This window comes from Priestia sp. P1_B12_1, assembly GCF_056406695.1.
In genome coordinates, this window is sequence record NZ_JBFTZR010000001.1 from 702,978 (window position 1) to 725,654 (window position 22,677).

Consider the following 22,677-nt stretch of genomic DNA (forward strand, 5'->3'; position numbering starts at 1 on the left):
TCATACTCTCTATATGTAAAGATGGCAGAAAGCCAGGAAAAAAGCAACGATTTTCCCTTTTTCTTTTTCTACAAAAAAACACCTTACAGGTCGGTAAGGTGTTTTTTATGTATCTTTCGCTCTTAGCGGAAGACCTGCTTCATTAAACGATCCCGAACAAACGGCAAATTAAAAAATGAACGAACAGCTAGACTGCGGATAAATGAATTTCCAAACAGCGAATTTAAAACACGGTATCTCATTTGATAGCCCAGCGTTCCAACAACTAAAAGCGTAAGTACTAATACAATATGTCTCATTTTCAAGCCTCCTTATGTTTACTTTGCTCCTATGACGAACATTTTATGCTCTTATATAGGTAAAAGCAGGATAAGGATTCCGCCTGTAAAAGCAGCAAGCAAAATAGCGGCAAGATTTACAACATCATTGTTAAAGAAAGTTATTCCTTTCTCTTTTATCGTTGGCTTACGGCAATGATCTTTCCGTTCCGTTTCAATACCGCAGCTTTGACAGCGAAAGCGAACTTGCACACTTGCTCCAAGAAGAGTGTCTATAGCGTTTCCAATAAAACCAAAGCACCCGACTAGCAATATACTACTCAGCGATGCGGATGGAAAAGCAAAATAACAAGCGGCAGCGATAAGAAAAGCTCCGGCTGCTCCGGCTGCTGTACCTAAAAGTGAAACGGCTCCTGAGGTACCCGCTTCTACTCTCTTTAATGTCCAAAGGTAAAACGGCGGCTTCTTACTAAGAGATCCTATTTCAGATGCCCATGTGTCCGCATTAGCAGCTGAGATACTGATCATAAACATCCACATGTAAACAGGAAAAGCTGTTGCAGCATATAACAAACCGCAAGCAGCAGCTACACCTCCATTAGCAAGGACTTGAATATAATCTCGCCTGTCGTGTTTCTCTAGCTTTTCTTCTAGTGCGCGTTTTTTTTCTTTTTTGTACTTACTACACAACGTAGAAGTGCTAAAAAATAAGAGTAAGAGTAAAAAACCTTGAAGCGAAAAACCAATATAAACGCTCGCTCCTACGATGAAAGACATGCAGGCTCCCGATACTGTCAGTGCTTTTGCTATGTAGCCTGCTCCTGCCATGAGTAATATTACAATTATCATGACAGCATCAAACGGATTCACAGCAAATAAGCTCCTTCTCTGTCAAAATATATTCAACGGGAATATCATGAGATTCATATGGGACCTCTGAAACGACTTGACAATCAAACGCGAGGCTTAGCTTCTGTCCGGTATAATCTGTTAGATAACGATCGTAATAGCCGCCTCCATAGCCGATACGATATCCATTTTTGCTATATACCACGCCAGGCACAAGGAGTAAATCAATTGAAGATTTTGAAACGGGAACAGTTTCTTCAACAATTGGTTCGGCTAACCCGTAGTACACTGTTTCAAGCTGTGAAAAATTCGTAATCTCGTAGAAAACCATTTGAGATGTTGTGGGGTTGCATTTTGGAACAGCTACTTTCTTTCCATCTTTCCAAGCACGTTCAATGATGGCTTTCGTATTAACTTCTTTATTTCTTGAAACTGTAGCTGCAATGACTCTAGCTTCTTTCCATAAACAAGTTTCATACAGTGCATTTGCTATGCTTGTTGAATGTGCCTCGTGCTGCTCTTCAGAAATTAAATTAAGAACGCCCTTCATCTCTTTGCGCAGATGAGATTTCATTTTAATTCCCCCTATAAAAAAAACAGCAGGATTGTACTCCTACTGCTTACTTTGTTTCACGATGAAGTGTAACTTTTTTAAGTCTTGGGCTGTATTTTTTTAACTCAAGACGATCTGGGTTATTACGCTTGTTTTTAGTTGTAATGTAATTACGGTCACCAGTTTCAGTGCAAGCTAATGTAACGTTTACGCGCATCTATTTTCCCTCCAAACATTATAAACATAAATCAGACTTTAATATAATATCATTTTTCGAAAGGAAATGCCAGTCTGTTTTTTTGAAGAAAGTCATTTAATTTCATTTCTTCACTTTTTCTTTCCTCTTAGAGCCCTGAGTTCCTTCTCTGCTGCACCTTATATATGAAGTTTCTTGAAATAAACGGAACTCTTTTTACGAGAGGCGCACTTCCTTTCTTTTAAATAAAATCCATTATTTACACTCTTTGATACTCTTGTATTTTTTCTACAAAATATGCCGACAGCTTCTTGGCAGTCTGAGTGTTTAACGCCTCGGAATAAATATTTAATACAGGCAAGTGACCATCGGGCAAAATAAGCGTCCATTCATGAGGATCATGATAAATTTTCAAGCCATCAATGACATACACTTGTTTACCGATTGCTTCTTCTAATAGTTTCTTCATCACTTGTTCTTGAATTTCTAGCGGACATGAAATATACCGCCAGTTCATATAAGCGTGCGGGACATATTGAATCATTTCAGAAATTTTCCGCTGTTGCACCATAATTAATTCGATCAGCTGGCATAAAGCGTACATGGCATCCAACTGAAATTGAACAGGCCCTAAAAGACTAAGCAAATCACGTTTTTTTGCTTTTGTCCTCATAAATGATTGATTGAGAGATTGAGCAAATGTTTCTAGTGTGGATGAATAGTGTATAGGAATAGGAACGAATGCTACTTTTTTTGTCATGTATACGCTATAAATATAAAGCGACATAATTTCTGAGTCATTTACGCTGCAGCCTTTTTCATCATATAGAGCAAATGTTTCTCCATCTTCTTTAATCTGAATACAAAAAGACAGCTTATTTCGTTTAATTATTCGTTTCGGTTCTTCTGTTTTCTCCCATTTGTTTAAAAATAAAACGTGGACACGAAGACGCTTACATAATAATTCGACAACTTCCTGTATAAACGGCGAACAGATCACGCCAATCCGCATATTGTCTTCTAATAAAGCATGCTGATTAATTGATTTTACTAAAGCATCACAATATTCTCTCCTGATATTTCCTATGCTTGTTTCTTTAAATGAAACAGAAGTCGTTACGCTTGCTTTTTTAGCTTGAAGGTACATCCGCTCAATCTTTTTTTCAATAAGCTGATTAACTAATTGCCCTTTATCATCATATATTTCTAAAAACAGGCTGCTGTTTTTGCTATCCACACCAATATAAATACCAATGCTCGCTTGTGAAGTCATCATGTAATATCGAAATACCGGAAGAGCTTCTTTTTTAATATCATACACAGCTGAATGATTACTTCGTAAAAAAGAAAAGCATTCTTTGCGAAGCTGAGTGGCTTCTCCTTCATCATCGCTTGCTAGACAGAACGACCCTTGATGTTTGCATACAAGTAATAACGCATTGTATAGTCTTTCTCGATCAACAGATGAATGTACATACAAGCGACCGTTTTTGAAGATAGAAACATCTGGCTTTACAGAAAGTTGGGGTAGCACTTGATTTTCAGCTACTGTATCTTGGACATACGTAGTCATTGCTTGAACATTTACATAGGGACCTATCGTAGCGTTGTATAAAAACGATTCTGCCCCCACCGTTACGTTTTGAAGCAAAATCGTTTTATCGATTGCAGCATGTGCTTCTATGATGCTATTGGTTCCAATAATCGTGTAAGGACCAATTGAAGCACCTTTTTTAATCACCACATTTTCTCCTACGTAAACCGGATCGTAAACAGTCACCCCTTCTTCTATGAGCGCGTCATCTGAGATAATACTTTCCTGTCTATTGCCAAACCACTTGCTCCACAAATCATAGTGTGCTTGACGATAATGGTGGATTTGCCCAATATCAATCCAATAATCTTCCGTTACAAAACTGCACACAGTATGATTATATTCCAAAAGAAGCGGGATAATGTCAAAGCTAAAATCTGTAGGACCATAAGAATTCACGTAATTAAAAACGGATTTTTTGATCACATACACTCCCGTATTAATCAATCGGCTATTGGCCTGTTCGTAGGTCGGTTTCTCTACAAACTCGGTGACTCGATGCCCTTCATCTATCGTCACCACTCCATAACCCCGCACGTCGTTTACTTCTTTTGTAACAATGGTCATTTCGCTTTTTTGTTCATAATGAAAATGAATAACGTCTTGAAGATTAATTTCTGTTAAGGCATCTCCACTAATAATAATACAGTCTTCCTCAATAAAGGCCTCTGCTCGCTTAATTCCGCCCGCCGTTCCAAGAGGCTCTTTTTCGATAAAATAAGTAAGCGTCACTCCCCACTGAGAGCCATCCCCAAAGTATTCAATAATTTGTTCATGCCTATACTGCAGCGTAATCCCAATCTCTGTAATTCCATGTTTCTTAAGCAGCTCAATGCTATATTCCATCACAGGTTTATCGTAAAGCGGCAGCATAGGCTTTGGAATCGTATAGGTCAAGGGCTGCAGTCTTGTTCCTTTACCGCCAGCAAGTATAATGGCTTTCAATTTTTTGCCTCCCTCCTTTTTTTATCCTGGCAAATGTGATGTTGAAACAGCTTACTTGTATCAATAGCGATTTTTTCCCAGCTAAACATAGTTGTTGCTTTTCTATACCCATTTTCGCTGATTTTCGCAGCCGTTTTTTCATTTTTTAACAAAAATTCAATACAGTTAATTAATTCGAGCGTATCTCCTCGGGCAAACGTCAGGCCCGTGTCGAAATGTGAAACAATATCGCTTAGACCTCCTGTATCGGCAACGATAGTTGGCTTCTTGGCTACCATCCCCTCTAAAGCCACAATTCCAAAAGGTTCATATAGACTTGGAAAAACAACCATTTTGCAAGCTTGAAGAAGCTGATTTCGTTCGTTATCGGTAATGTATCCAATAAAATACACGTATTTGTCCAATTGCTTTTCACTTACCTGTGTTCGAAACTCATGAAGTAAAGGTCCTTTTCCCGCCACAACGAATTGAACATCTATTTGTTTTTTCTTAAATAGTTCCGCTGCTTCAATAAATAGCTGAAATCCTTTTTCATATACAATTCGTCCAATTGAAAAAATAATAGGGGCCTTTCTAAAATTATATTTCTTTTGTAAACTTTCTTTTAACCGCTCATTTACTGCGTCGACTACCAGCTGCTTGTCAATTCCATTTGGAAATATAGCAATTTTATCTTGTTCTACGTGAAATAAAGTGATTAATTCTTTCTTCATATAGTCACTGCAGACAATAATTGAGCTTGATTGTCGAATCAGCTCCTCTTCTTGCAAGTGAATTTTCTGCTGCATGTCATTATGAATACCATTATTGCGCCCATGTTCTGTCGCATGAATGGTCGTAATTAGCGGTCTATCCGTTTTATCCGCTAAACATTTTGCAGCGGAGGCAACAAGCCAGTCATGAGCATGAATAACGTCAAAAGACAGCTTGTAGCCTAATTGCAGTCCTCTAAGAGCCATAGCCACGTTCAAACTGTTTACCCATGTCAAAAAATCCGGATGATGAGGCTGCAGGCTTTTAACTCGGTAAACATGAACACCGTATAACCGCTCATATTCCGGCAGCCCCTCTACATATGTTGTTAATACACTAACGTGATGGCCCGCCTTTGCTAACGCTCTGGATAAATCAAATACATGTCGTGCAAGTCCTCCGATAACTAGAGGAGGGAATTCCCATGCAAGCATTAAAATGGAGAGACCGCCTTTATATTGATTTACTGATAAAGCTGCCGGCTCTATCTCTTTTGTAGGGTATAAAAAAGAACTGACTGAAAGAAAACTGTTTTCGCTATCCATCCTTGGATTCTTTTCGTGACAAAGAAAATCAAATAGTTTTACTTGCCTTTCGTATTCATCTCTGACTTTTTCAAAGTTATAAAGCCAATCGCTGCTGCTTAAAAGAAGCCACTGTCGGTAGATAGCATTCACCACGCTAGGATGTTTAGAATCGATAACATCTAGCATTGCCTCTGACTTCTGTACAGTTGAAATAAACAATTGATTGTTCTGACTGACAAATTCGGCGCTTTTTGTTGCACCGTAGAGTGCAAGAGTTTCGTTTTGGTGAAACTGTATATCCCTCGCGTAGTCTAAAGGATATTGAAATGTACCCCTTGCTGCTTGCATTCGCTGAAAGCCAAGCGTGTCCTTAGCTTTCAAATCCAAAACAGCGCTCGCTTTATTCATGGTTCCTTCCTCAATTTGTTTTCCTTGCTTAGGATATGGAAACAAGATAATGCCAGCAGGCGACTTTTTTAGTTCATCTGTTGATGACTTCACAAAGGTATAGCGTATTTCATGAGATTTTAGGAGCATATCTACTTGATGAGTATATTCTCCTTGCTGTATAAAAAAACCGACGGGCTTTTTTTCAAAAAACTGTTGAAAAACACGTATTGCTTCTGTAATTTGGAGATTTAATGTTTGTTCGGTTTTAAGGATGGAAACGAACGCGTTCGTTACGGTAGTAGGAATACATTCCATCATGTCATGTTGAAAGAAATATTTGCAGGCTGAGAACAAGCTCCCTTTCCACTTTTTTAAAAAAGTGAGTGCTCTCTGATGCTGCCGGCTTGAAAACTGGTGTAAATACCGCGCGTAACGAGTGTTAAACGCCTCGTCGTTTAATGCGTTCAAAAATACACAAGACATCACAGCTGTTGCACCTATCAATTTCTTAGACTCAATTTGATCTAAAAAAGGGATGAACTCGTTCGTTACTTGTTCAAACAGCGGATACTCGCTCTCTGCTTGAAATACATGTAGCAAGGGATAATGCATATAAGTTAAAAGAATACAGTCATCACTATTCATATTGCTTTTTCACCTGCTCCAAGTCATTTGAATATAAGGAATATGTGCTAAATTCATTTTGAACACCCTGGTGAACTTTTACAGGTTCGTACATCCAGCTCAACGAAGTTACATTCACTTGTTCATGTTGTTCTTTCATCAAATAAACCGGATTCGAACGAAGAAGGGAAAAAAAACTTCCTTCTTTATCTTGAATGCCAATATCTATTACATACGTGCGCTCACTTTCCAAGCTGTTCATAAACATGAAGTCTTGCTTAGGAGTAAGGCCTTTCATATAATAGCGGTTTGATTCATGCCCGTTAAAATGAAGACCTGTTATATCATACGTACACATAGCTAGATTCAATTCTTCCCATCGTGTCGAAAACATACTTTCTACCATCTCTCGAATATGCTCAGAAAACGACCAATGAACATAAATACGAGATGAGTCAAGCTGAGTAGCTATACACACATTTAAGTTTTGAATAAGATTAGCAGCCACTGTTTTATCACTTCGTTTCTTAGAATGTTTTTTCTACATATAAATGCCGTATAAACTTATTAACATCTTACCATTCAGAAAAAGTTGCCACAATAAACGCAATTTGTCGATTTGTGTTAAAAATTCAGGTTAACGTAGTAATTATAATTTACTAACAAAAAAACCTCTTCGCTTATTAGAAGAGGTTTTTCTACTATTCGTTTAAGTCGTAGCGTTTGCCTTTTACAAGGTAAAATACGCTTTCTGCTACGTTAGTGGTATGATCAGCCATACGCTCTAAATAGCGGGCTACAAATAAAAGCTGCGTAATTTGGTTCATAGCCTCCTGCTTTTCTTTAGCAAGACTTAAAAGTTCTTTGATTGTTATTCCGTAAAGCTCATCCACTTGATCGTCCATTTCCGCTACTTTTTTAGCCAGCACAAGATCTTCCTCGTGATAAGCTTTTAACGAAAGGCTCAACATTTCAATCGAAATATCGTGCATTTTCTTTACATGTTCTAACGGCTTAATTAATTCTTCGTTTCCAATTCGTATAGCTGATTTTGCTACGTTAACCGCAAAATCTGCCATACGCTCAACATCCGAAGCAATTTTAATTGCCACAATGATACGTCTTAAATCGATAGCCACGGGCTGCTGCTTTGCAATCAGTAAGATAGCTAGGTCATTAATTTCTTCTTCTAAGTCATCTACGTATGAATCGCCGTCGATAATTTCTAGCGCCAGCTCAACATTGCTTGTTTGCAACGCTTCAATTGATTTTGATAGCGCCTCATGCGTTAAACGCCCTATTTCTAATAATTTTTCACGTAATATCTTTAAATCACCATGAAACTTTTCGCGTACAACCACTCATCCCATCTCCTTGTATGTCTTAACCGAAACGACCTGTAATATAATCTTCTGTGCGTTTATCAGATGGCATTGAGAAGATTTTATCTGTTTCTGCGTACTCTACCACTTCTCCATTTAAGAAAAATGCTGTTTTATCTGAAATACGTGCCGCTTGCTGCATATTATGTGTAACAATAATAATGCTGAAGTCTTTCTTTAATTCTTGTACTAACTCTTCTACTTTTAATGTTGAAATTGGATCGAGTGCAGAAGTAGGCTCATCCATTAAAATAACGTCGGGTTCAATAGCCAAGCAGCGCGCAATACAGATACGCTGCTGTTGTCCACCTGACAACCCATTCGCATTTTGATTCAAACGATCTTTAACTTCGTCCCAAATAGCTGCTCCTCGTAAACTTTTTTCAACAATTTCATCTAGTTTTTTCTTATTGCGAACGCCATGAATTCTTGGGCCGTAGGCAATATTATCATAAATAGATTTTGGGAACGGATTTGGCTTTTGGAAAACCATTCCTACTTGCGTGCGCAGCTCTTCCACGTGGTACGATTTATCAAAAATATTTTTCCCTCTATACTCAATTTCACCTGATGTACGGACAATTGGAGTCATTTCTACCATACGATTTAACGTTTTAATATATGTTGATTTTCCGCAGCCTGATGGACCGATGATCGCGGTAACTTCGTTAGCATGAATGTCTAAATCAATATTTTTTAAGGCATGTGTGTTGCCATACCATAAATTCAAACCTTTTGTTTTATATACAATTTCTTTTGTTTGCGGAGTATCTACTTTTTCTTTGTTAGTCAATTCCATTGTTATTGCCATTGGATAATCCTCCTTCATCGTCTTTAACCGTTTTGAGCACAATAAAAGTCTCTCTATGTCTATTTAATATCTATTGTTTACTATCAGTGTAAATAAATACGAGAAGCCGAAACGCTTCCCCTTATTTTGATCATTTCTATTAACCCTTACACTTACAGAATAATAGCCGACTATTAATTGTGTTTTAACTCAATGTAAAGCTTTTGTAAACGAAGGTCTATCTGCGTGTTTTTTAGGTAAAAAACTAGTTCTTACGACCCTTAAATTCAATAAAAAACCATATATGTAAAGATTTTTAACAAAAAAAGAAGAGGTAGAGACATAACTAAATTAATTCAATCTAAAGGTGGGTGGATTGGATTAATAAGCCAGTATGAATTACTTCCGATACCGCTGTTGATTTTCGTTTCACGGACAGCCGGTGAGCCTCCTCGTCGCTTCGCTTTCCCTGCAGAAGTCTTCACCTTGCCCTCCAATCAATCGCTAAAAGGGCCTACCTACACGAAATCTACGTTCACTCTACCAATAAAAAAATCCGAACGAAGCTGATTCTTAATCAACTTCGTTCGGATCTTACTTTAACTAATATGCTTTTATTCCAGCCTCTTTAATTGGCGTCGTTTGCAATGACAGCCTGTTGATTCTCTTCTTGGTCTTTTACTTCTTGTTCACCTTTTTTCTTTAAATCAAAATACGTATCCAGCGCAGAACGAGCAAGCTCTTTTGTAATGGTATTTGGTGCACTTGGCACAAATGCCGATGGTACCACTACAGCTACTGCAATTTCAGGATCATTCGCCGGAGCAAAGGCCACAAAGTTTGAATTATTAACTTTAATCGGATCCCCTCCGCTTGGGTTTTTCTCATAGGCTTGTGCCGTTCCTGATTTACCAGCAGGATTATAGTTCGCTGTATGGAAAGCTGCATACCCTGTACCGCCTTGTTCTTGAGTAACGCGCTTAAAGCCACTTTGAACATCTTTAATGTATTCTTCTTTCATCGTGATACGATTTAACACATCAGGTTCAAATGAATGCTGCGTACCGCCAATTTCATCGGTTTTAATCGTTGGTTTTCGGATTTCTTTTACTAGCTGCGGCTTAATGCGATACCCTCCATTAGCTATTGCAGAAGTATATTGAACAAGCTGCAGCGGCGTGTACGTATCATACTGACCAATTCCTAAATCAAGCGCCGTACCTGGAACATCGCTTCCGCCTTGGACACCTGTTGATTCGTTATCAAGGTTTATGCCTGTTGATACGCCTAAGCCGAACTGACTGTAGTAAGAACGCAGTTCGCTGAATGTATCAGGTTTAATCGGTAAAGTCATGTTTTTATGATACTGTAACCCAGCCATAGCCATTACCGTTTTAAACATAAATACGTTGGATGAATATTTTAACGCAGATGAATACGTTAAGGGTCCTAGCCCTTCAGCCTCAGCTGATTTTTTAACCGGTGTTCCTTTAATTTTTAACGGTTCATCAACGAACACTGTGTTTGGCTTAATAGCTCCTGAATCTAAGCCGGCTAAAACCGTTGCTCCTTTTACAACAGAGCCCATTGTATAAGATGTTGAAATATTTCCTAATGCAAAATCTTCTATTTTAGGCGCTCCAGTCTTCTTATCAATGGTGTATTTTTTACCTGCCATTGTTAAAATTTCTCCTGTGTGAGGATCCATCATAATAACAAAAGCACGGTCTAAAAATTGCGTTCCTTTCATTTGCTTTTTGGCTAAAAGCTGGTCGGTAATTTGTTTTTCTACCGCTTTTTGAAGCTCCATATCAATAGTTAAAACCAAATCACTGCCGCGTTCACCTTTAGACACTTGAATTGTATCAAGGAGATTTCCTTTTTTATCTGTTACATATTGGACTTTTTCTTTTTGACCGCTGAGCTGAGCTTCGTATTGCTTCTCTAAATAGCTCGTCCCAACTTGGTCATTTCGGCTATAGCCTCTTGACAAGTAATACTGTACTTTATCTTTAGGCAGTCCTTCGTTGGCAGATGATACATTTCCAAGCAAAGTGCGAAGAGTACTGTTTTCTGGGTATGAGCGATCCCAATACGTTGTTGTATCAACACCTGGAAGTTCATCTAAGTGCTCACTTACAACGGCATACTCTTCATTTGTCACACCGCTCTTAACAATTTGCGGGGTGTTAGAGTAACCTGCCTCCATTTGGCGCTTAATAGCGAGAACTTCTAAATCACTCTTTAGACTTTCTAAATCTTTTTTAGAGATGCGGTCTAACTGACGTTGATACAGTTCGTCATCAGTCATTTCACCATCTTGAACTTTTTTGCGATCAGCTTGCGTAATTTTCTGTTCCGCTTCTTTAGGGTGAAGCATAATCCAATAATCCTTCATATCGCGTTCTGTAATTTTTACCACATTTTTAGCATCTTTATTCTTTTTATTTTCCGGAATATCAATCACATTTGTGGTGTAAGGAACATCGATCATAGTGGCTAACTTTTTAGCGATGCGCAGCCTTTCTTCAGCTGTATTTCCTTGAAAACGAGTATATGTAATTGTATTTAAAGAGGTATTATCTACAATTACGCGGTTATAACGATCGTACATTTTCCCTCGAGGAACAGGCGTACTGACCGTAACGTCCTGTGTTTTTTCGACTTCTCGTTCGTAATTCTCACCGTATACAATTTGAACAAGTCCCAACCGCAAAATTAATACGGAAAATAGGGCAAATACGGTCAAGAAAAGTAAGTTCACACGAAAAGGCACGTGACTTTTTCTTCTTTTTTTCTTTTTCATACCAACACCTACACTTTATAAAACATATATACCATAACACCATAAAATCAGCTATTTAGCAAATAAATAGACACCTGGCAGGTGCCTATTTACACAACGTATTTATTCTAAAAGAAAAGCGAAGCATTTTCCATAGTACAAATGAAGGAACTCACAATACTCTAAGCTGGAGACTCTCCGTCTCCTTCATTTAATACCGGAGGAGTAACAGTCGTTTCTTTTTTGTGCAGAGGCTGTGAGATATGTCTCACACAAAAATAAATGATCGTATGCCCTGCTCCAACAATAGCTAATAAAATGGGAATACTTTTTGCTTCATCAAAAAATAGTACAGCTATTAAAAATAAAGATATGGAAGCGACGCGTCCAATATTCAGAAATACTTCTCTGACAACAATGTATTCAATTCTTTTTGAAACAACGTCTTTTGCTCGCCCAATCACATCGTACGTTAGAGAAATGAATGGAACCAACAAAATAGGATAAGCAATGGCAATACAAACAGCATATATAATTAACTTTGGATACGATAAGTTAAAGATAAGCAAAAAGACTGCTCCATAGAGAAGGAGGCCCCCTGCGAAGATAAATCGAAGGCGATTTTTTTGCTTAATAAACCTTGAGGCAACATAGTATCCTACAAACGCAACTGCTGAATTCACCAGTCCATATGTTCCTAAAGCTAGTTCACTTCCCGTCGTAATAAATACCATGACGGATACAACAAAAATGAACGTACCTTCACGCAACCCTTGAAAGAAATGAGCCTGCAATATTCGATTCCAGTCTTTATTGACTTTTCGTTCAGCCCATACTTCTTTAAATTTGTATACTCCTTCCGCTGCGCGTCTTGTAATAAAAAAACTAAGCACAACGGCACCGATAAACAATAGCAGCGATACACCAAACACAATTTTATACCCAAGTGATTCATACAAAGCGGAAATAACAAAGCCCGCTCCTAAAGGACCAATCATCCCTGCAAAAGAGTTTAAGATCCCTAAAAATCCGTTAAAAAAGTCTCTTGTATCAGGTTCTGTAATTTCAAAAGTTAGCACATTAAAAGCTAGCCAATAAAAGCCGTATCCTATACCCAGAAGTCCACCAAGCAATACTAAATACTGGGCTGCGTTAGCTCCACTGATTAATACAGCGATATAAAAAACAGCTAAAAAAGATACACCTAATCTTAAAACCACAACCCGGTCAATTCGTTTGGCCCATTTACCTGCTAAAATAAACGTAAGCGGCTGAAGCACCACTACCGCTAAATTATAAATAGCGAGATCCGAAAATTCGCCTGATTGTTTCCACAGATAAATGTTAACAAACGAATTGGAAATTGAAATAGCCAAGGCATAAAGACCGCCTATAATTAAAAGCAAAAGTAAATCTTTACTAACTTCTACATCTCCAACTACTTTTTTTAATAAAGGCATATCAAAAAACTCCTTTTCTCTTCTACACCTAGTGTGTGAAAAAGAAAAGGAGATATGTAAAAGAATTGGAAAACAAAAAAGCCAGTAAAGGTAATAATTACTTTACTGGCTCTTAAATACGTCTTCAGCTTATTTTGCAGCGTCGTAACGTTTAGCAACTTCGTCCCATTTTACAACATTAAAGAATGCTGAAATGTAATCTGGACGGCGGTTTTGGTAATTTAGGTAGTAAGCGTGCTCCCAAACGTCTAGACCAAGAATTGGCGTTTTGCCTTCCATTAATGGGCTATCTTGGTTTGGTGTGCTTGTTACTTCTAATTCGCCGTTGTTTACAACTAACCAAGCCCAGCCAGAACCGAAGCGAGTTTTAGCTGCATTTGCAAATTCTTCTTTGAATTGATCAAAGCTGCCGAATTTGCTAGCGATAGCGTCTGCTAATTCACCAGTTGGAGCACCGCCGCCGTTAGGGCAAAGGATTGTCCAAAATAATGAGTGGTTCGCATGACCGCCACCGTTATTGCGTACTGCTGTACGGATATCTTCAGGAATAGCATCTAAGTTTGAAATTAACTCTTCAATACTTTTGCTTTCTAAATCCGCTTTGCCTTCAACAGCAGCGTTTAGATTTGTAACATATGTGTTGTGATGTTTTGTGTGGTGAATATTCATTGTTTCTTTGTCGATATGTGGTTCCAGTGCATCGTATGCATAAGGTAGTTCTGGTAATTTGTAAGCCATGAATAATTCCTCCTTCAAAATATGTAAGCATTTTGGCGCAAAAGCACCATATACGTTTAGATTAGCAAATTTACCCTACTGTTTCAAATAAAAAGTTCCTAATCCATGATTTATATTTACCTAATTCCCATTCGCTATTCTTTTAAACATAAAAAAAGCTTCTTTTTCTCAAAAGAAGCTTTGAATAGACAATAGTATGGCGGAGGAAGAGGGATTCGAACCCCCGCGGGCTTTAACACCCCTGTCGGTTTTCAAGACCGATCCCTTCAGCCGGACTTGGGTATTCCTCCAACCCTATAAATGGTGGACCCTGCAGGACTCGAACCTGCGACCGGACGGTTATGAGCCGTCTGCTCTAACCAGCTGAGCTAAGGGTCCACATGGCTCCACAGGTAGGACTCGAACCTACGACCGATCGGTTAACAGCCGATAGCTCTACCACTGAGCTACTGTGGAACAATATGAATTATGTATGTCACAAACGCAAATTGGAAAATAGCGGCGGAGGGGATCGAACCCCCGACCTCACGGGTATGAACCGTACGCTCTAGCCAGCTGAGCTACACCGCCATGGCTCCACAGGTAGGACTCGAACCTACGACCGATCGGTTAACAGCCGATAGCTCTACCACTGAGCTACTGTGGAACAATATAACATTTACTAGCGACATTAAAAATTTAACATGTTTCTAGCCTAAAGTCAATATATTATTTTAAAACAGCGTATAAAAAATAGGCAATCATCAGCAGTTGAATAAATCCTTTTGAAATAGCGCCACTAAAAAAGCCAATAACCGAACCTACTCCAATTTTTACTGCGTTGCTAATTGTGGTCCGATGAACAATCAGTTCTCCTACAATCGCTCCGATAAATGGCCCTAAAATAATTCCAAATCCCGGAATGACAAACGGACCCACAAGCAGCCCAACTGTACTTCCCCAAACACCTGCTTTAGTGCCTCCGAATTTTTTCACACCAATAATATTAGCTATATAGTCTGCTAAAAAAAGTGCGACAACTAACAATCCTTGTATCACCCAAAATAACCAGCTATAGGAGCTAAAATCATAAAATAAACCGTATATAACAAATCCCAGAGCTACAAATAGCACGCTTGGGATGATGGGATAAACCAACCCAACAAACGATACAACAAAGCTAATGATAATTAATGCCCAACATAAAATAGCCATGCCCGCACCTATCCTTTTTATTATTACTATTTATCATACAATAACCACTCCCATAAAGAAAGACCTTGCACGACGAGTCCTTCCTTTATTTTACTTTCGAATACGATTTTTGAGTGTACCTCTGCAATATTAACAGCACGGTCCTCAAGCTGCCCGTAATATCCCCCAAAAACAATGACAGGGAAACCTGTACATATACGCATAAGATGTGCTTGTGACAAAACGCTCCACCGCATCATTGTAATTGGTAACGGTTTCTAAAATCTATTGTAAACCTTAAATTTTCGCTATAAAATAAGATATAACCAGAATCTTCAATAAGAGGAGGCTTTACAATGAGCATGCTGAAAAAGATGGCATGGAGTTTTACTTCCTTCAAAAAAATAAGGTCGCTTCGCTTTGAGCATACGAATAAAACAATTGGCTTTGTGCTGTTTTTAACATTTATTTCTTTGCTGCCTACATTTTTCTTTATGACTTTGACGATTGTAAATGGCTATCATATCGCTACTACAGATCTTCCGAAATCTGTTTCTTCTTTTTCTATTTCAAACTCACAGCTTACGTCAAGTCAACCTTTCACAAAAAAAGTAAATGGTACCGCTTTTATCTTAAACCCCTCACAGTCTATTGAACGGTTTCATTCCCCTGCTCATGCCATTGGTTTTTTAAAGGATGGAATTTACATCACGACTAATTCACAAACACAAACGTATTCATATGAGTTGCTAAACTGGCATCATAAAGATAAAAATGAACTGCTAAACTTGCTGCACGAACAAAAATTTTCTTTATACATACTTGTCCCTATCGCTATGCTTTTACTGTACGTATTAACATCTGGACTAAACTTCCTTTCTATTACCTGCCTTGCTTATCTTGGGAAACTGATTGGACTCATTACTAAAAAGCAGCTTCCTTTCAAGCAGCTATGGGCACTGAGCGCTTATAGTACAGTAGCCTTCACGCTGCTGTATACGCTTTTTGAAGCTTTTTCTTTGTCTCTAGCACTACATAGCTCTCTTTACTGGATAGGAACATTCTTCATTTACTTGTTGCTCGTCACAAGGGTTCCTATAAGAAAAAAAGTAAAAACTAATAAAGATGCTGGGACAAACGTATCTTAGTTGAAGGAACATCCAAACGAGGAATCTAGATTCTTGATAGAGAATCCACCTCTTTTGGATTTTTTTATTGATATGGTGAACGCAGGTTTCATGTATGCGGCTGCTTCTAGCTGGTGATTGGAGTGATGTAGTTAAGTCTCAGCCTCTTTATTTCGGTACAACTTTTCTTCTTCCCATTGCACAAGGAAGAATTTTCAACTGATACAAAACCCACAAACCTCCTGCTGTAAGCAGAATAAAGCTATAAACAAACATCAGCCTTTCAGTGTGCATCCACACTTCAAAAACAACAGGTCCCAACGCTACTCCTAAAAATCTCACCGTTCCATAAATGGATACAATAAACCCTCTTTCTTCGTCTGAAGCCGCTGAAGTAATCATCATATTAATACACGGAAGAACAAATCCTAAGCCGCCAAAGGCGACTGTCAAACAAAACATCAGCACAGGAAGCGTATAAATAATCGTTAATACTCCAAACATCAGGAATAAAAGAGTTATCCCTACTATCATTAATTTTTTCATGAGCTCTACATCTGTTTTGATGCGTTGACCCGTCCAATAAGAAACGAGCGTCATCGCACCAAGAGGAAATAAAAAAGCGGTTCCTTTAAAAAAACCGTCTATATGATACGTTTCCTCTATTAGAAAAGATAAGTAATATAAAATGCCAAATAATAAAAATAACCCCAATCCCCCCACAAAGAATAAAGGAAAAAGCGATTTTCTTTTATCATAGACAATCCCAATGGCTCTCTTTAAATATTCTTGAACAGATACTAAATCCGAGCCTGTTTTCCCTTCTCTCACATACATCACTATACCTACTAAAGCAGCACCTGCAGCTAAAGGATAGACAAAAAATGCGGCATACCATACGACGAGTGCTGCCGATGCTCCAATTATCGGCGCAACCACTTTTCCAACTCCATTATACACTTCTAAAATCCCGAGGACTTTTGCTCTTTTTTCCCCTGTAAATACATCTCCAGTTAATGCCATTGCCAACGTTGTAGTACCTGCAGCTCCAATCCCTTGAATGACTCTGCCTGCCATCAACACAGCAAAGCTTCCAGAAGAGAATAAAGCACTACCAGCAGCGATGACACTGCCTATTATCATCATGACGAGTGAATATATGATTAACTTTTTACGCCCATACCGGTCTGATAAAATTCCTACAGCAGGAATACACAATGCGGCTGGAATCGAAAATGCACTCAGTATCAAACTGGTTTGAACTCCGCTTAAGTGAAGTGACTTTTGAATGCTTGGCAGCAGAGGAATGAGCATGGAATTTCCCAGCACCATGATTAAAGGCAATAAGCCTAATGAAACAATCATTAATTTTCCTTTCAATTTTCGTTCTCCAATCATATTTAAGTAAGACAAGCATAGGCTTTACACATAAGCAAAAGAATGAAGGAGGAGCATAATGAAAAAGCTATGTGCATTAGCCGCTTTCGCTTTTATCGGATATATTTGTCACTACGACATTAAATACGGGACCATTCCCACTGCTACTGAAGCAGTTCAAGTCAGCAAAGCGCAGCCTGCAGAAACAAAAGCCGCCAGCTCTTCTTCCACCTATACAAAAATAAAAATTAAGCCAGGCGATACAGTTTTATCCGTCATTGAGGAGCTTACAAAAAAATCGATACCGGTTTCTATGAACCAAATGATTACAGACTTCAAAAAGTTAAATAACGGTACAGCGCCTGAGGATATTCAAATTGGAAAAACGTATAAGTTCCCTATTTACAAGTAATGACAGCATTCTTCTTGTCAAGATGGGATAGTCATTGTTAAAATAGCTAAGGTAGTACTTTCTACTAGTTATTTTGTTCATAAAGAGTTATTCTATTAATGAATTCAAATTCTTGATTTCATTTTGAAGGAGAGATTATCACGTGAGTGAAATTATACATCGTACAAAAACACGCCCGGTTAAAGTTGGAGATTTAACAATCGGAGGCAGCAACGAGTTAGTTATTCAAAGTATGACAACCACTAAGACACATGATGTTGAAGCAACGGTTGCAGAAATTAAACGTTTAGAAGAAGCAGGATGCCAAGTTGTTCGTGTTGCTTGTCCAGACGAGCGCGCAGCAGATGCAATCCCTGAAATTAAAAAACGCATTAACATTCCATTAGTTGTGGATATTCATTTTGACTATCGCTTAGCATTAAAAGCTATTGAAGGCGGAGCGGATAAAATCCGTATCAACCCTGGTAATATCGGTCGCCGTGAAAAAGTGGAAGCTGTTGTAAATGCTGCAAAAGCTAAAAATATTCCAATTCGTATTGGAGTTAACGCTGGTTCACTTGAAAAACGTATTTTAGATAAATACGGCTATCCGACAGCAGATGGCATGGTAGAAAGTGCACTTCATCACATTAAAATTTTAGAAGACCTTGATTTCCATGACATCATCGTTTCAATGAAAGCATCGGATGTTAACTTGGCAATTGAAGCTTATGAAAAAGCTGCTCAAGCATTTGACTACCCTCTTCACTTAGGAATTACAGAATCGGGTACATTATTTGCAGGAACTGTAAAAAGTGCAGCAGGTCTTGGCGCTATTTTATCTAAAGGAATCGGAAATACATTACGTATTTCTTTAAGTGCGGATCCTGTAGAAGAAGTAAAGGTTGCGCGCGAATTGCTAAAATCATTCGGTTTAGCTTCCAATGCGGCAACTCTTATTTCTTGCCCAACTTGCGGACGTATTGAAATTGATTTAATTAGCATTGCTAATGAAGTTGAAGAGTATATTTCAACTGTAAAAGCACCGATTAAAGTAGCGGTACTTGGCTGCGCTGTAAACGGTCCTGGTGAAGCTCGTGAAGCTGATATCGGGATTGCAGGAGCACGCGGTGAAGGTCTACTATTCCGCAAAGGCGAAATCGTACGCAAAGTTCCTGAAGAAACAATGGTTGAGGAACTAAAAAAAGAAATTGATAAAATTGCTGCTGAATATCACGCAAAGCAAGAAGCTGAAAAAGCTGCAGCTAAATCATAACTAAAAAAAGCGAGGCGCATATGCGCCTCGCTTTTTTTATGAAAAGAACGGTAATATAAACGTACCGACAATAATCGATACAACTCCGATCCCTATTGCCCATGCTCCTAGCGTAAGTGCTCCTTTTCTGCGTGCGATAAACCCTAGAATAATCCCAGCGGCACCAAGAATAATTGGTAAAAAGAATAGTGAAAGAATCGAAAGCACGAGTGCGAAACGACCGTATCCCGTTCCTTCTCCTCGTCCAGCGACTTCATGATTGCGATTGCGATCAATATCTATAACTTCACGCTCTGCATGAGGCTCTCCTACTCGGTAAGGAACGCCCACTTCAGCTGCAGTTTCTTCCATGAAATCAGCTTCATATACATCTTTTCTACGCCTTTGTTCTTCATTCTCCATGCTTAATCCCTCGCTTTCGTAAATAAGGAGCATTTATAGTATCTGAATGCGGGGAAAAATTATAAGTGTTAATCTTATACAGCCGCTCGCTCCCTTATAAGAAATAGGTACAGACGCAATCACCAGGCCGTGCAGTGATCATTACGTTTTGCTAAAGGCGTATAAAAAGTATTACTGTTTCTCTTTAGGCTTTATGTTACACTAGACAAGAATAATCAAGCACCTGAGTAGAATAAACGTATTAAAGGAGTGCACGTAGTTGACGAAAAAGTTTGGAATTGACATTGATGGAACTGTTACTTCTCCTGAAACTTTTGTTCCTCATTTAAATAAAGCCTTTAACTTAAATTTAACACTTGAAGACATTACAGAATATGATTTCAGCCCTTTTGTAAATGTATCACCTGCTGAACTCGGGAAATGGTTTAAAGCAAATGAACGCTCTATTTACGAAACCTCTCCACTTGCAGACGATGCAAAAGCGGTTTTGCAAAAATGGCATCAAAAGCACGAATTATTCTTTATTAGTGCAAGGCACGATAAGCTATTGGACGTCACGGAAGAATGGTTTCAAAAAAATGAACTATCGTTTCATCACATTGAGTTAGTGGGTTCTCATTTTAAAGTTGAGACAGCAAAACGATATGATGTTGATATCTTTTTTGAAGACAAACATGATAATGCTTGTGAAATCAGTGAAGAATGCAATATCCCTGTTATCTTATTTGATACTCCTTATAATCGCTTACCTGTTCCAAAAGGAGTGGTTCGCGTATACAATTGGCTAGAAGCAGATCAGTGGGTAGCCAGCTGGTTAAAAGAACAGCAAAAATAAAAAAGAGAGGTGCATAACGCCCTCTCTTTTTTATTGATTACATTCTATACATTGACCGTAAATTTCAAATTTATGGCCTGTAATATTGTACCCACGCAAATCCTCGTCTACATACTCCATCGGACAAGCTTCAATTTCTTTTGTTTTTCCACAATCTAAACAAATGAAGTGGTGATGATGATGGGCGGTCGCACATTTAAATCGAAAGTGCTTTTCGCTCGAAAGCTCCGTCATTTCAAGTACGCCTAACTCCACAAACAATGATAAATTACGGTAAATTGTATCAAAACTCAGACCAGGATAATCAGGCTTCATGTACTCTAATACATCTTTTGCCGTTAAGTACTTATTTGATTTTGAAAACAGGGCAAGCATTTCTTCACGCTTTCCTGTATGTTTATATCCTTGATCTTTTAATAAATGAATGGCTTCAGTTAAATTCATTTTTGTTTCCCCTTCCGTCCTTTATTAATCATAATAGATATGATTAAAATAACAACAGCAATGACAACAATTGTACCGCCTGGTGCTAAATCCAAGTAGTACGCTGAAAATAATCCGCCTAAAACAGATATTTCGCCAAAAATCACCGAAAGCAGAATCGTTTGTTTAAAGCCTCTAGCTAAGCGAATGCTTGCTGCTACAGGAAGAGTCATAAGAGATGACACTAATAAGATACCAACGATACGCATCGATACAGCAATGACAAGAGCAACCATCACAATAAATAAAAAGTGCATCCACTTCGATTTAATCCCAGAAGCAGAAGCGTGCTCCTCGTCAAAAGATAAAATAAACAATTCTTTATATAAGAAAAAGACAATAGCTATAACAAACACGGCTATGACAACAACTGTCCAAAGATCCGAACGACTCACCGCACTTACGCTTCCAAACAAATAGTTCATTAAATCATTATTAAAACCGTCCGCTAGCGAGATACAAATTGCACTAATCCCAATTCCGCCCGATAAAATAATCGGAATGGCCAGCTCTTGGTAATGCTTGTAGACGCTTCGAAGTTTTTCAATAAAAAGAGCGCCTGTAACGGAAGATACCATCCCTAAATAGACGGGGTTCACTCCTTGCATAAACCCTATTTTCTGACTAAGAAGCAAGCTCGCAGAAATCCCTGCTAGCGTCACGTGACTTAACGCATCTGCAATTAAAGAAAGACGTCTTACTACGATGAATGTGCCCAATAAAGGAGCTAAGACGCCAATAATCATACCGGTTAAAAATGCATTTCGTAAAAACTCAAATTGAAATAAACTGCTTATCATACGTGCTGCCCTCCATGATGATGATCATGGGTTAACACATGAACATTATGACCATAAAACATAGATACGTCATGTTCACAAAGCTGTTCGAATTCTTTAGCATTCCCATGAAAGTGTAGAAATTTATTTAAACAAGCAACGTGGGTTACTTTTTCTGAGACAGTGCCAATATCGTGAGTAACAAGCACAAGCGTAATTCCTTTTTCTTTATTTAACTTTTCGAGAAGCTCATAAAAAGTGTACACATTTTGTGCATCCACTCCGACTGTTGGCTCATCTAAAATTAACAGCTCGGGTTCACTTACAAGCGCGCGCGCAATAAAAATTCGCTGCTGCTGGCCACCGGACAGTTCTCCTATGTTTCGATTTAAAAATTCGCTCATCCCCACTGCTTCTACCGCTTCTTTTACTTTTTGTTTATGAGAAGCATTCATAAAGCGAAACAAACCTAATTTTGAAGTAAGACCCGTGGAAACCACTTCAAAAACGGTAGCAGGAAAGCCGCTGTTGAAACTATTCGCTTTTTGCGATACATATCCAATTTTACTTCGTTCTTTAAACCTTCTCTGATCTTTTCCAAATAAACGAATTGCACCTTGAGATGGTTTTTGCAAACCAAGCAAACATTTGATTAGCGTTGATTTCCCAGAGCCATTTGGACCAACGAGACCCAAAAAAGCTCCTTTTGGAATTGAAAAACTTATATCTTCTAATACATTCACTCCATCATATTGAAATGATAAATGATCAATTTCAATGATATCAGGTGTATTCATATGCGCCTCACCATTCTTTTTTTATATTTCTCCATACAAAAGAGGGCACGGTTTCTATCGTATACTCCGTTACCCATTTACTTTCTCAGAATCATTACGATTTAGTCATTAATGTAGTATACAGGATTGTCTTTTATTTGTAAACTAAGCCGGTTCACTCCTTTGCTTTCTTA

Annotated in this window: 24 protein-coding genes and 5 tRNA genes; 4 read left to right on the forward strand and 25 right to left on the reverse strand. The window is 38.4% G+C overall.

The features are described 5' to 3' along the window. Positions 1–122: 122 nt before the first annotated feature. From AC1D0Y_RS03670 to AC1D0Y_RS03765, 20 genes are all read right to left on the reverse strand, one after another. On the reverse strand, positions 123–299 hold the full coding sequence (locus AC1D0Y_RS03670; protein ID WP_013059186.1) for a hypothetical protein: 177 nt from the start codon (positions 297–299) through the stop codon (positions 123–125). A gap of 51 nt (positions 300–350) precedes the next feature. Further along, a complete protein-coding gene (locus tag AC1D0Y_RS03675) occupies positions 351–1,148 on the reverse strand; it encodes a DUF92 domain-containing protein (RefSeq protein WP_028410639.1) in 798 nt (265 codons plus the stop codon). Next, positions 1,135–1,701, reverse strand: coding sequence for a 5-formyltetrahydrofolate cyclo-ligase (locus tag AC1D0Y_RS03680; RefSeq protein ID WP_028410638.1), 567 nt, complete (start codon positions 1,699–1,701; stop codon positions 1,135–1,137). Before AC1D0Y_RS03680 ends, AC1D0Y_RS03675 begins: the two co-directional genes overlap by 14 nt. 46 nt (positions 1,702–1,747) lie before the next feature. Then, on the reverse strand, positions 1,748–1,897 hold the full coding sequence (rpmG, locus tag AC1D0Y_RS03685) for a 50S ribosomal protein L33 (RefSeq protein WP_013059189.1): 150 nt from the start codon (positions 1,895–1,897) through the stop codon (positions 1,748–1,750). Positions 1,898–2,135: 238 nt separating this feature from the next. After that, a complete protein-coding gene (locus AC1D0Y_RS03690; protein WP_286127746.1) occupies positions 2,136–4,415 on the reverse strand; it encodes a sugar phosphate nucleotidyltransferase in 2,280 nt (759 codons plus the stop codon). Continuing rightward, positions 4,412–6,730: a glycosyltransferase gene (locus tag AC1D0Y_RS03695; protein ID WP_217598389.1), complete on the reverse strand. Its 2,319-nt coding sequence runs from the start codon at positions 6,728–6,730 to the stop codon at positions 4,412–4,414. The genes AC1D0Y_RS03690 and AC1D0Y_RS03695 overlap by 4 nt, the downstream gene beginning before the upstream one ends. Beyond that, positions 6,723–7,217 carry a DUF4912 domain-containing protein gene (locus AC1D0Y_RS03700; RefSeq protein ID WP_028410635.1) on the reverse strand — a complete coding sequence of 165 codons (495 nt, stop codon included), beginning with the start codon at positions 7,215–7,217 and terminating at the stop codon, positions 6,723–6,725. The genes AC1D0Y_RS03695 and AC1D0Y_RS03700 overlap by 8 nt, the downstream gene beginning before the upstream one ends. A 193-nt stretch (positions 7,218–7,410) precedes the next feature. Beyond that, positions 7,411–8,070 (reverse strand): phosphate signaling complex protein PhoU, encoded by a 660-nt coding sequence (gene phoU / locus AC1D0Y_RS03705; protein WP_013059193.1) that lies wholly within the window; start codon positions 8,068–8,070, stop codon positions 7,411–7,413. A 22-nt stretch (positions 8,071–8,092) separates the two neighbouring features. Continuing rightward, positions 8,093–8,890, reverse strand: a complete 798-nt coding sequence (gene pstB / locus AC1D0Y_RS03710) for a phosphate ABC transporter ATP-binding protein PstB (protein WP_371264484.1) — start codon at positions 8,888–8,890, stop codon at positions 8,093–8,095. A gap of 347 nt (positions 8,891–9,237) precedes the next feature. Further along, positions 9,238–9,366, reverse strand: coding sequence for a hypothetical protein (locus AC1D0Y_RS03715; protein ID WP_255256606.1), 129 nt, complete (start codon positions 9,364–9,366; stop codon positions 9,238–9,240). Between the two features lie 143 nt (positions 9,367–9,509). Beyond that, a complete protein-coding gene (locus tag AC1D0Y_RS03720) occupies positions 9,510–11,687 on the reverse strand; it encodes a peptidoglycan D,D-transpeptidase FtsI family protein (protein WP_098965661.1) in 2,178 nt (725 codons plus the stop codon). 161 nt (positions 11,688–11,848) lie between these two features. Continuing rightward, positions 11,849–13,126, reverse strand: a complete 1,278-nt coding sequence (locus AC1D0Y_RS03725) for an MFS transporter (protein WP_028410632.1) — start codon at positions 13,124–13,126, stop codon at positions 11,849–11,851. A gap of 129 nt (positions 13,127–13,255) precedes the next feature. Continuing rightward, positions 13,256–13,864, reverse strand: a complete 609-nt coding sequence (gene sodA / locus AC1D0Y_RS03730) for a superoxide dismutase SodA (RefSeq protein WP_098965659.1) — start codon at positions 13,862–13,864, stop codon at positions 13,256–13,258. A gap of 197 nt (positions 13,865–14,061) precedes the next feature. Beyond that, positions 14,062–14,154 (reverse strand) — tRNA-Ser (locus tag AC1D0Y_RS03735). Between the two features lie 11 nt (positions 14,155–14,165). Beyond that, a tRNA-Ile gene (locus AC1D0Y_RS03740) sits at positions 14,166–14,242 on the reverse strand. A 3-nt stretch (positions 14,243–14,245) separates the two neighbouring features. Then, positions 14,246–14,320 (reverse strand) — tRNA-Asn (locus AC1D0Y_RS03745). A gap of 40 nt (positions 14,321–14,360) precedes the next feature. Continuing rightward, positions 14,361–14,434: transfer RNA gene (locus AC1D0Y_RS03750), tRNA-Met, on the reverse strand. A 1-nt stretch (position 14,435) separates the two neighbouring features. Then, positions 14,436–14,510 (reverse strand) — tRNA-Asn (locus AC1D0Y_RS03755). Positions 14,511–14,572: 62 nt separating this feature from the next. Further along, entirely contained in the window at positions 14,573–15,058 is a 486-nt protein-coding gene (locus AC1D0Y_RS03760; protein ID WP_013059199.1) for a DUF456 domain-containing protein, read from the reverse strand. 26 nt (positions 15,059–15,084) lie between these two features. Further along, positions 15,085–15,279: a hypothetical protein gene (locus AC1D0Y_RS03765; RefSeq protein WP_034276871.1), complete on the reverse strand. Its 195-nt coding sequence runs from the start codon at positions 15,277–15,279 to the stop codon at positions 15,085–15,087. 114 nt (positions 15,280–15,393) lie between these two features. Between AC1D0Y_RS03765 and AC1D0Y_RS03770 the strand changes: the two genes are divergently transcribed. Continuing rightward, positions 15,394–16,185 (forward strand): DUF1189 domain-containing protein, encoded by a 792-nt coding sequence (locus AC1D0Y_RS03770; RefSeq protein ID WP_477707343.1) that lies wholly within the window; start codon positions 15,394–15,396, stop codon positions 16,183–16,185. Positions 16,186–16,332: 147 nt separating this feature from the next. On the opposite strand, the gene AC1D0Y_RS03775 is transcribed toward AC1D0Y_RS03770, so the two are convergent. Continuing rightward, positions 16,333–17,544 (reverse strand): MFS transporter, encoded by a 1,212-nt coding sequence (locus tag AC1D0Y_RS03775; protein ID WP_028410630.1) that lies wholly within the window; start codon positions 17,542–17,544, stop codon positions 16,333–16,335. Positions 17,545–17,620: 76 nt separating this feature from the next. On the opposite strand from AC1D0Y_RS03775, the gene AC1D0Y_RS03780 reads away from it, so the two are divergent. Continuing rightward, a complete protein-coding gene (locus AC1D0Y_RS03780) occupies positions 17,621–17,953 on the forward strand; it encodes a hypothetical protein (RefSeq protein WP_013059203.1) in 333 nt (110 codons plus the stop codon). A gap of 151 nt (positions 17,954–18,104) precedes the next feature. After that, complete coding sequence (ispG, locus tag AC1D0Y_RS03785) at positions 18,105–19,208, forward strand: flavodoxin-dependent (E)-4-hydroxy-3-methylbut-2-enyl-diphosphate synthase (protein WP_201763664.1); 1,104 nt, start codon at positions 18,105–18,107, stop codon at positions 19,206–19,208. 36 nt (positions 19,209–19,244) lie between these two features. Here ispG and AC1D0Y_RS03790 read toward each other — a convergent pair whose 3' ends face one another. Continuing rightward, positions 19,245–19,610: a G protein-coupled receptor family protein gene (locus AC1D0Y_RS03790; RefSeq protein WP_013059205.1), complete on the reverse strand. Its 366-nt coding sequence runs from the start codon at positions 19,608–19,610 to the stop codon at positions 19,245–19,247. 259 nt (positions 19,611–19,869) lie between these two features. Between AC1D0Y_RS03790 and AC1D0Y_RS03795 the strand changes: the two genes are divergently transcribed. After that, positions 19,870–20,445: a 5' nucleotidase, NT5C type gene (locus AC1D0Y_RS03795; RefSeq protein ID WP_013085038.1), complete on the forward strand. Its 576-nt coding sequence runs from the start codon at positions 19,870–19,872 to the stop codon at positions 20,443–20,445. A gap of 30 nt (positions 20,446–20,475) precedes the next feature. Here the strand turns inward: AC1D0Y_RS03795 and AC1D0Y_RS03800 are convergent, their stop codons facing one another. The 3 genes from AC1D0Y_RS03800 to AC1D0Y_RS03810 are packed head-to-tail and all read right to left on the reverse strand — an operon-like array spanning position 20,476 to position 22,504. Then, positions 20,476–20,889 carry a Fur family transcriptional regulator gene (locus tag AC1D0Y_RS03800; protein WP_013059207.1) on the reverse strand — a complete coding sequence of 138 codons (414 nt, stop codon included), beginning with the start codon at positions 20,887–20,889 and terminating at the stop codon, positions 20,476–20,478. Next, positions 20,886–21,728: a metal ABC transporter permease gene (locus AC1D0Y_RS03805; protein WP_013059208.1), complete on the reverse strand. Its 843-nt coding sequence runs from the start codon at positions 21,726–21,728 to the stop codon at positions 20,886–20,888. The genes AC1D0Y_RS03800 and AC1D0Y_RS03805 overlap by 4 nt, the downstream gene beginning before the upstream one ends. Continuing rightward, positions 21,725–22,504: a metal ABC transporter ATP-binding protein gene (locus tag AC1D0Y_RS03810; RefSeq protein WP_013059209.1), complete on the reverse strand. Its 780-nt coding sequence runs from the start codon at positions 22,502–22,504 to the stop codon at positions 21,725–21,727. The genes AC1D0Y_RS03805 and AC1D0Y_RS03810 overlap by 4 nt, the downstream gene beginning before the upstream one ends. Between the last annotated feature and the right edge of the window lie 173 nt (positions 22,505–22,677).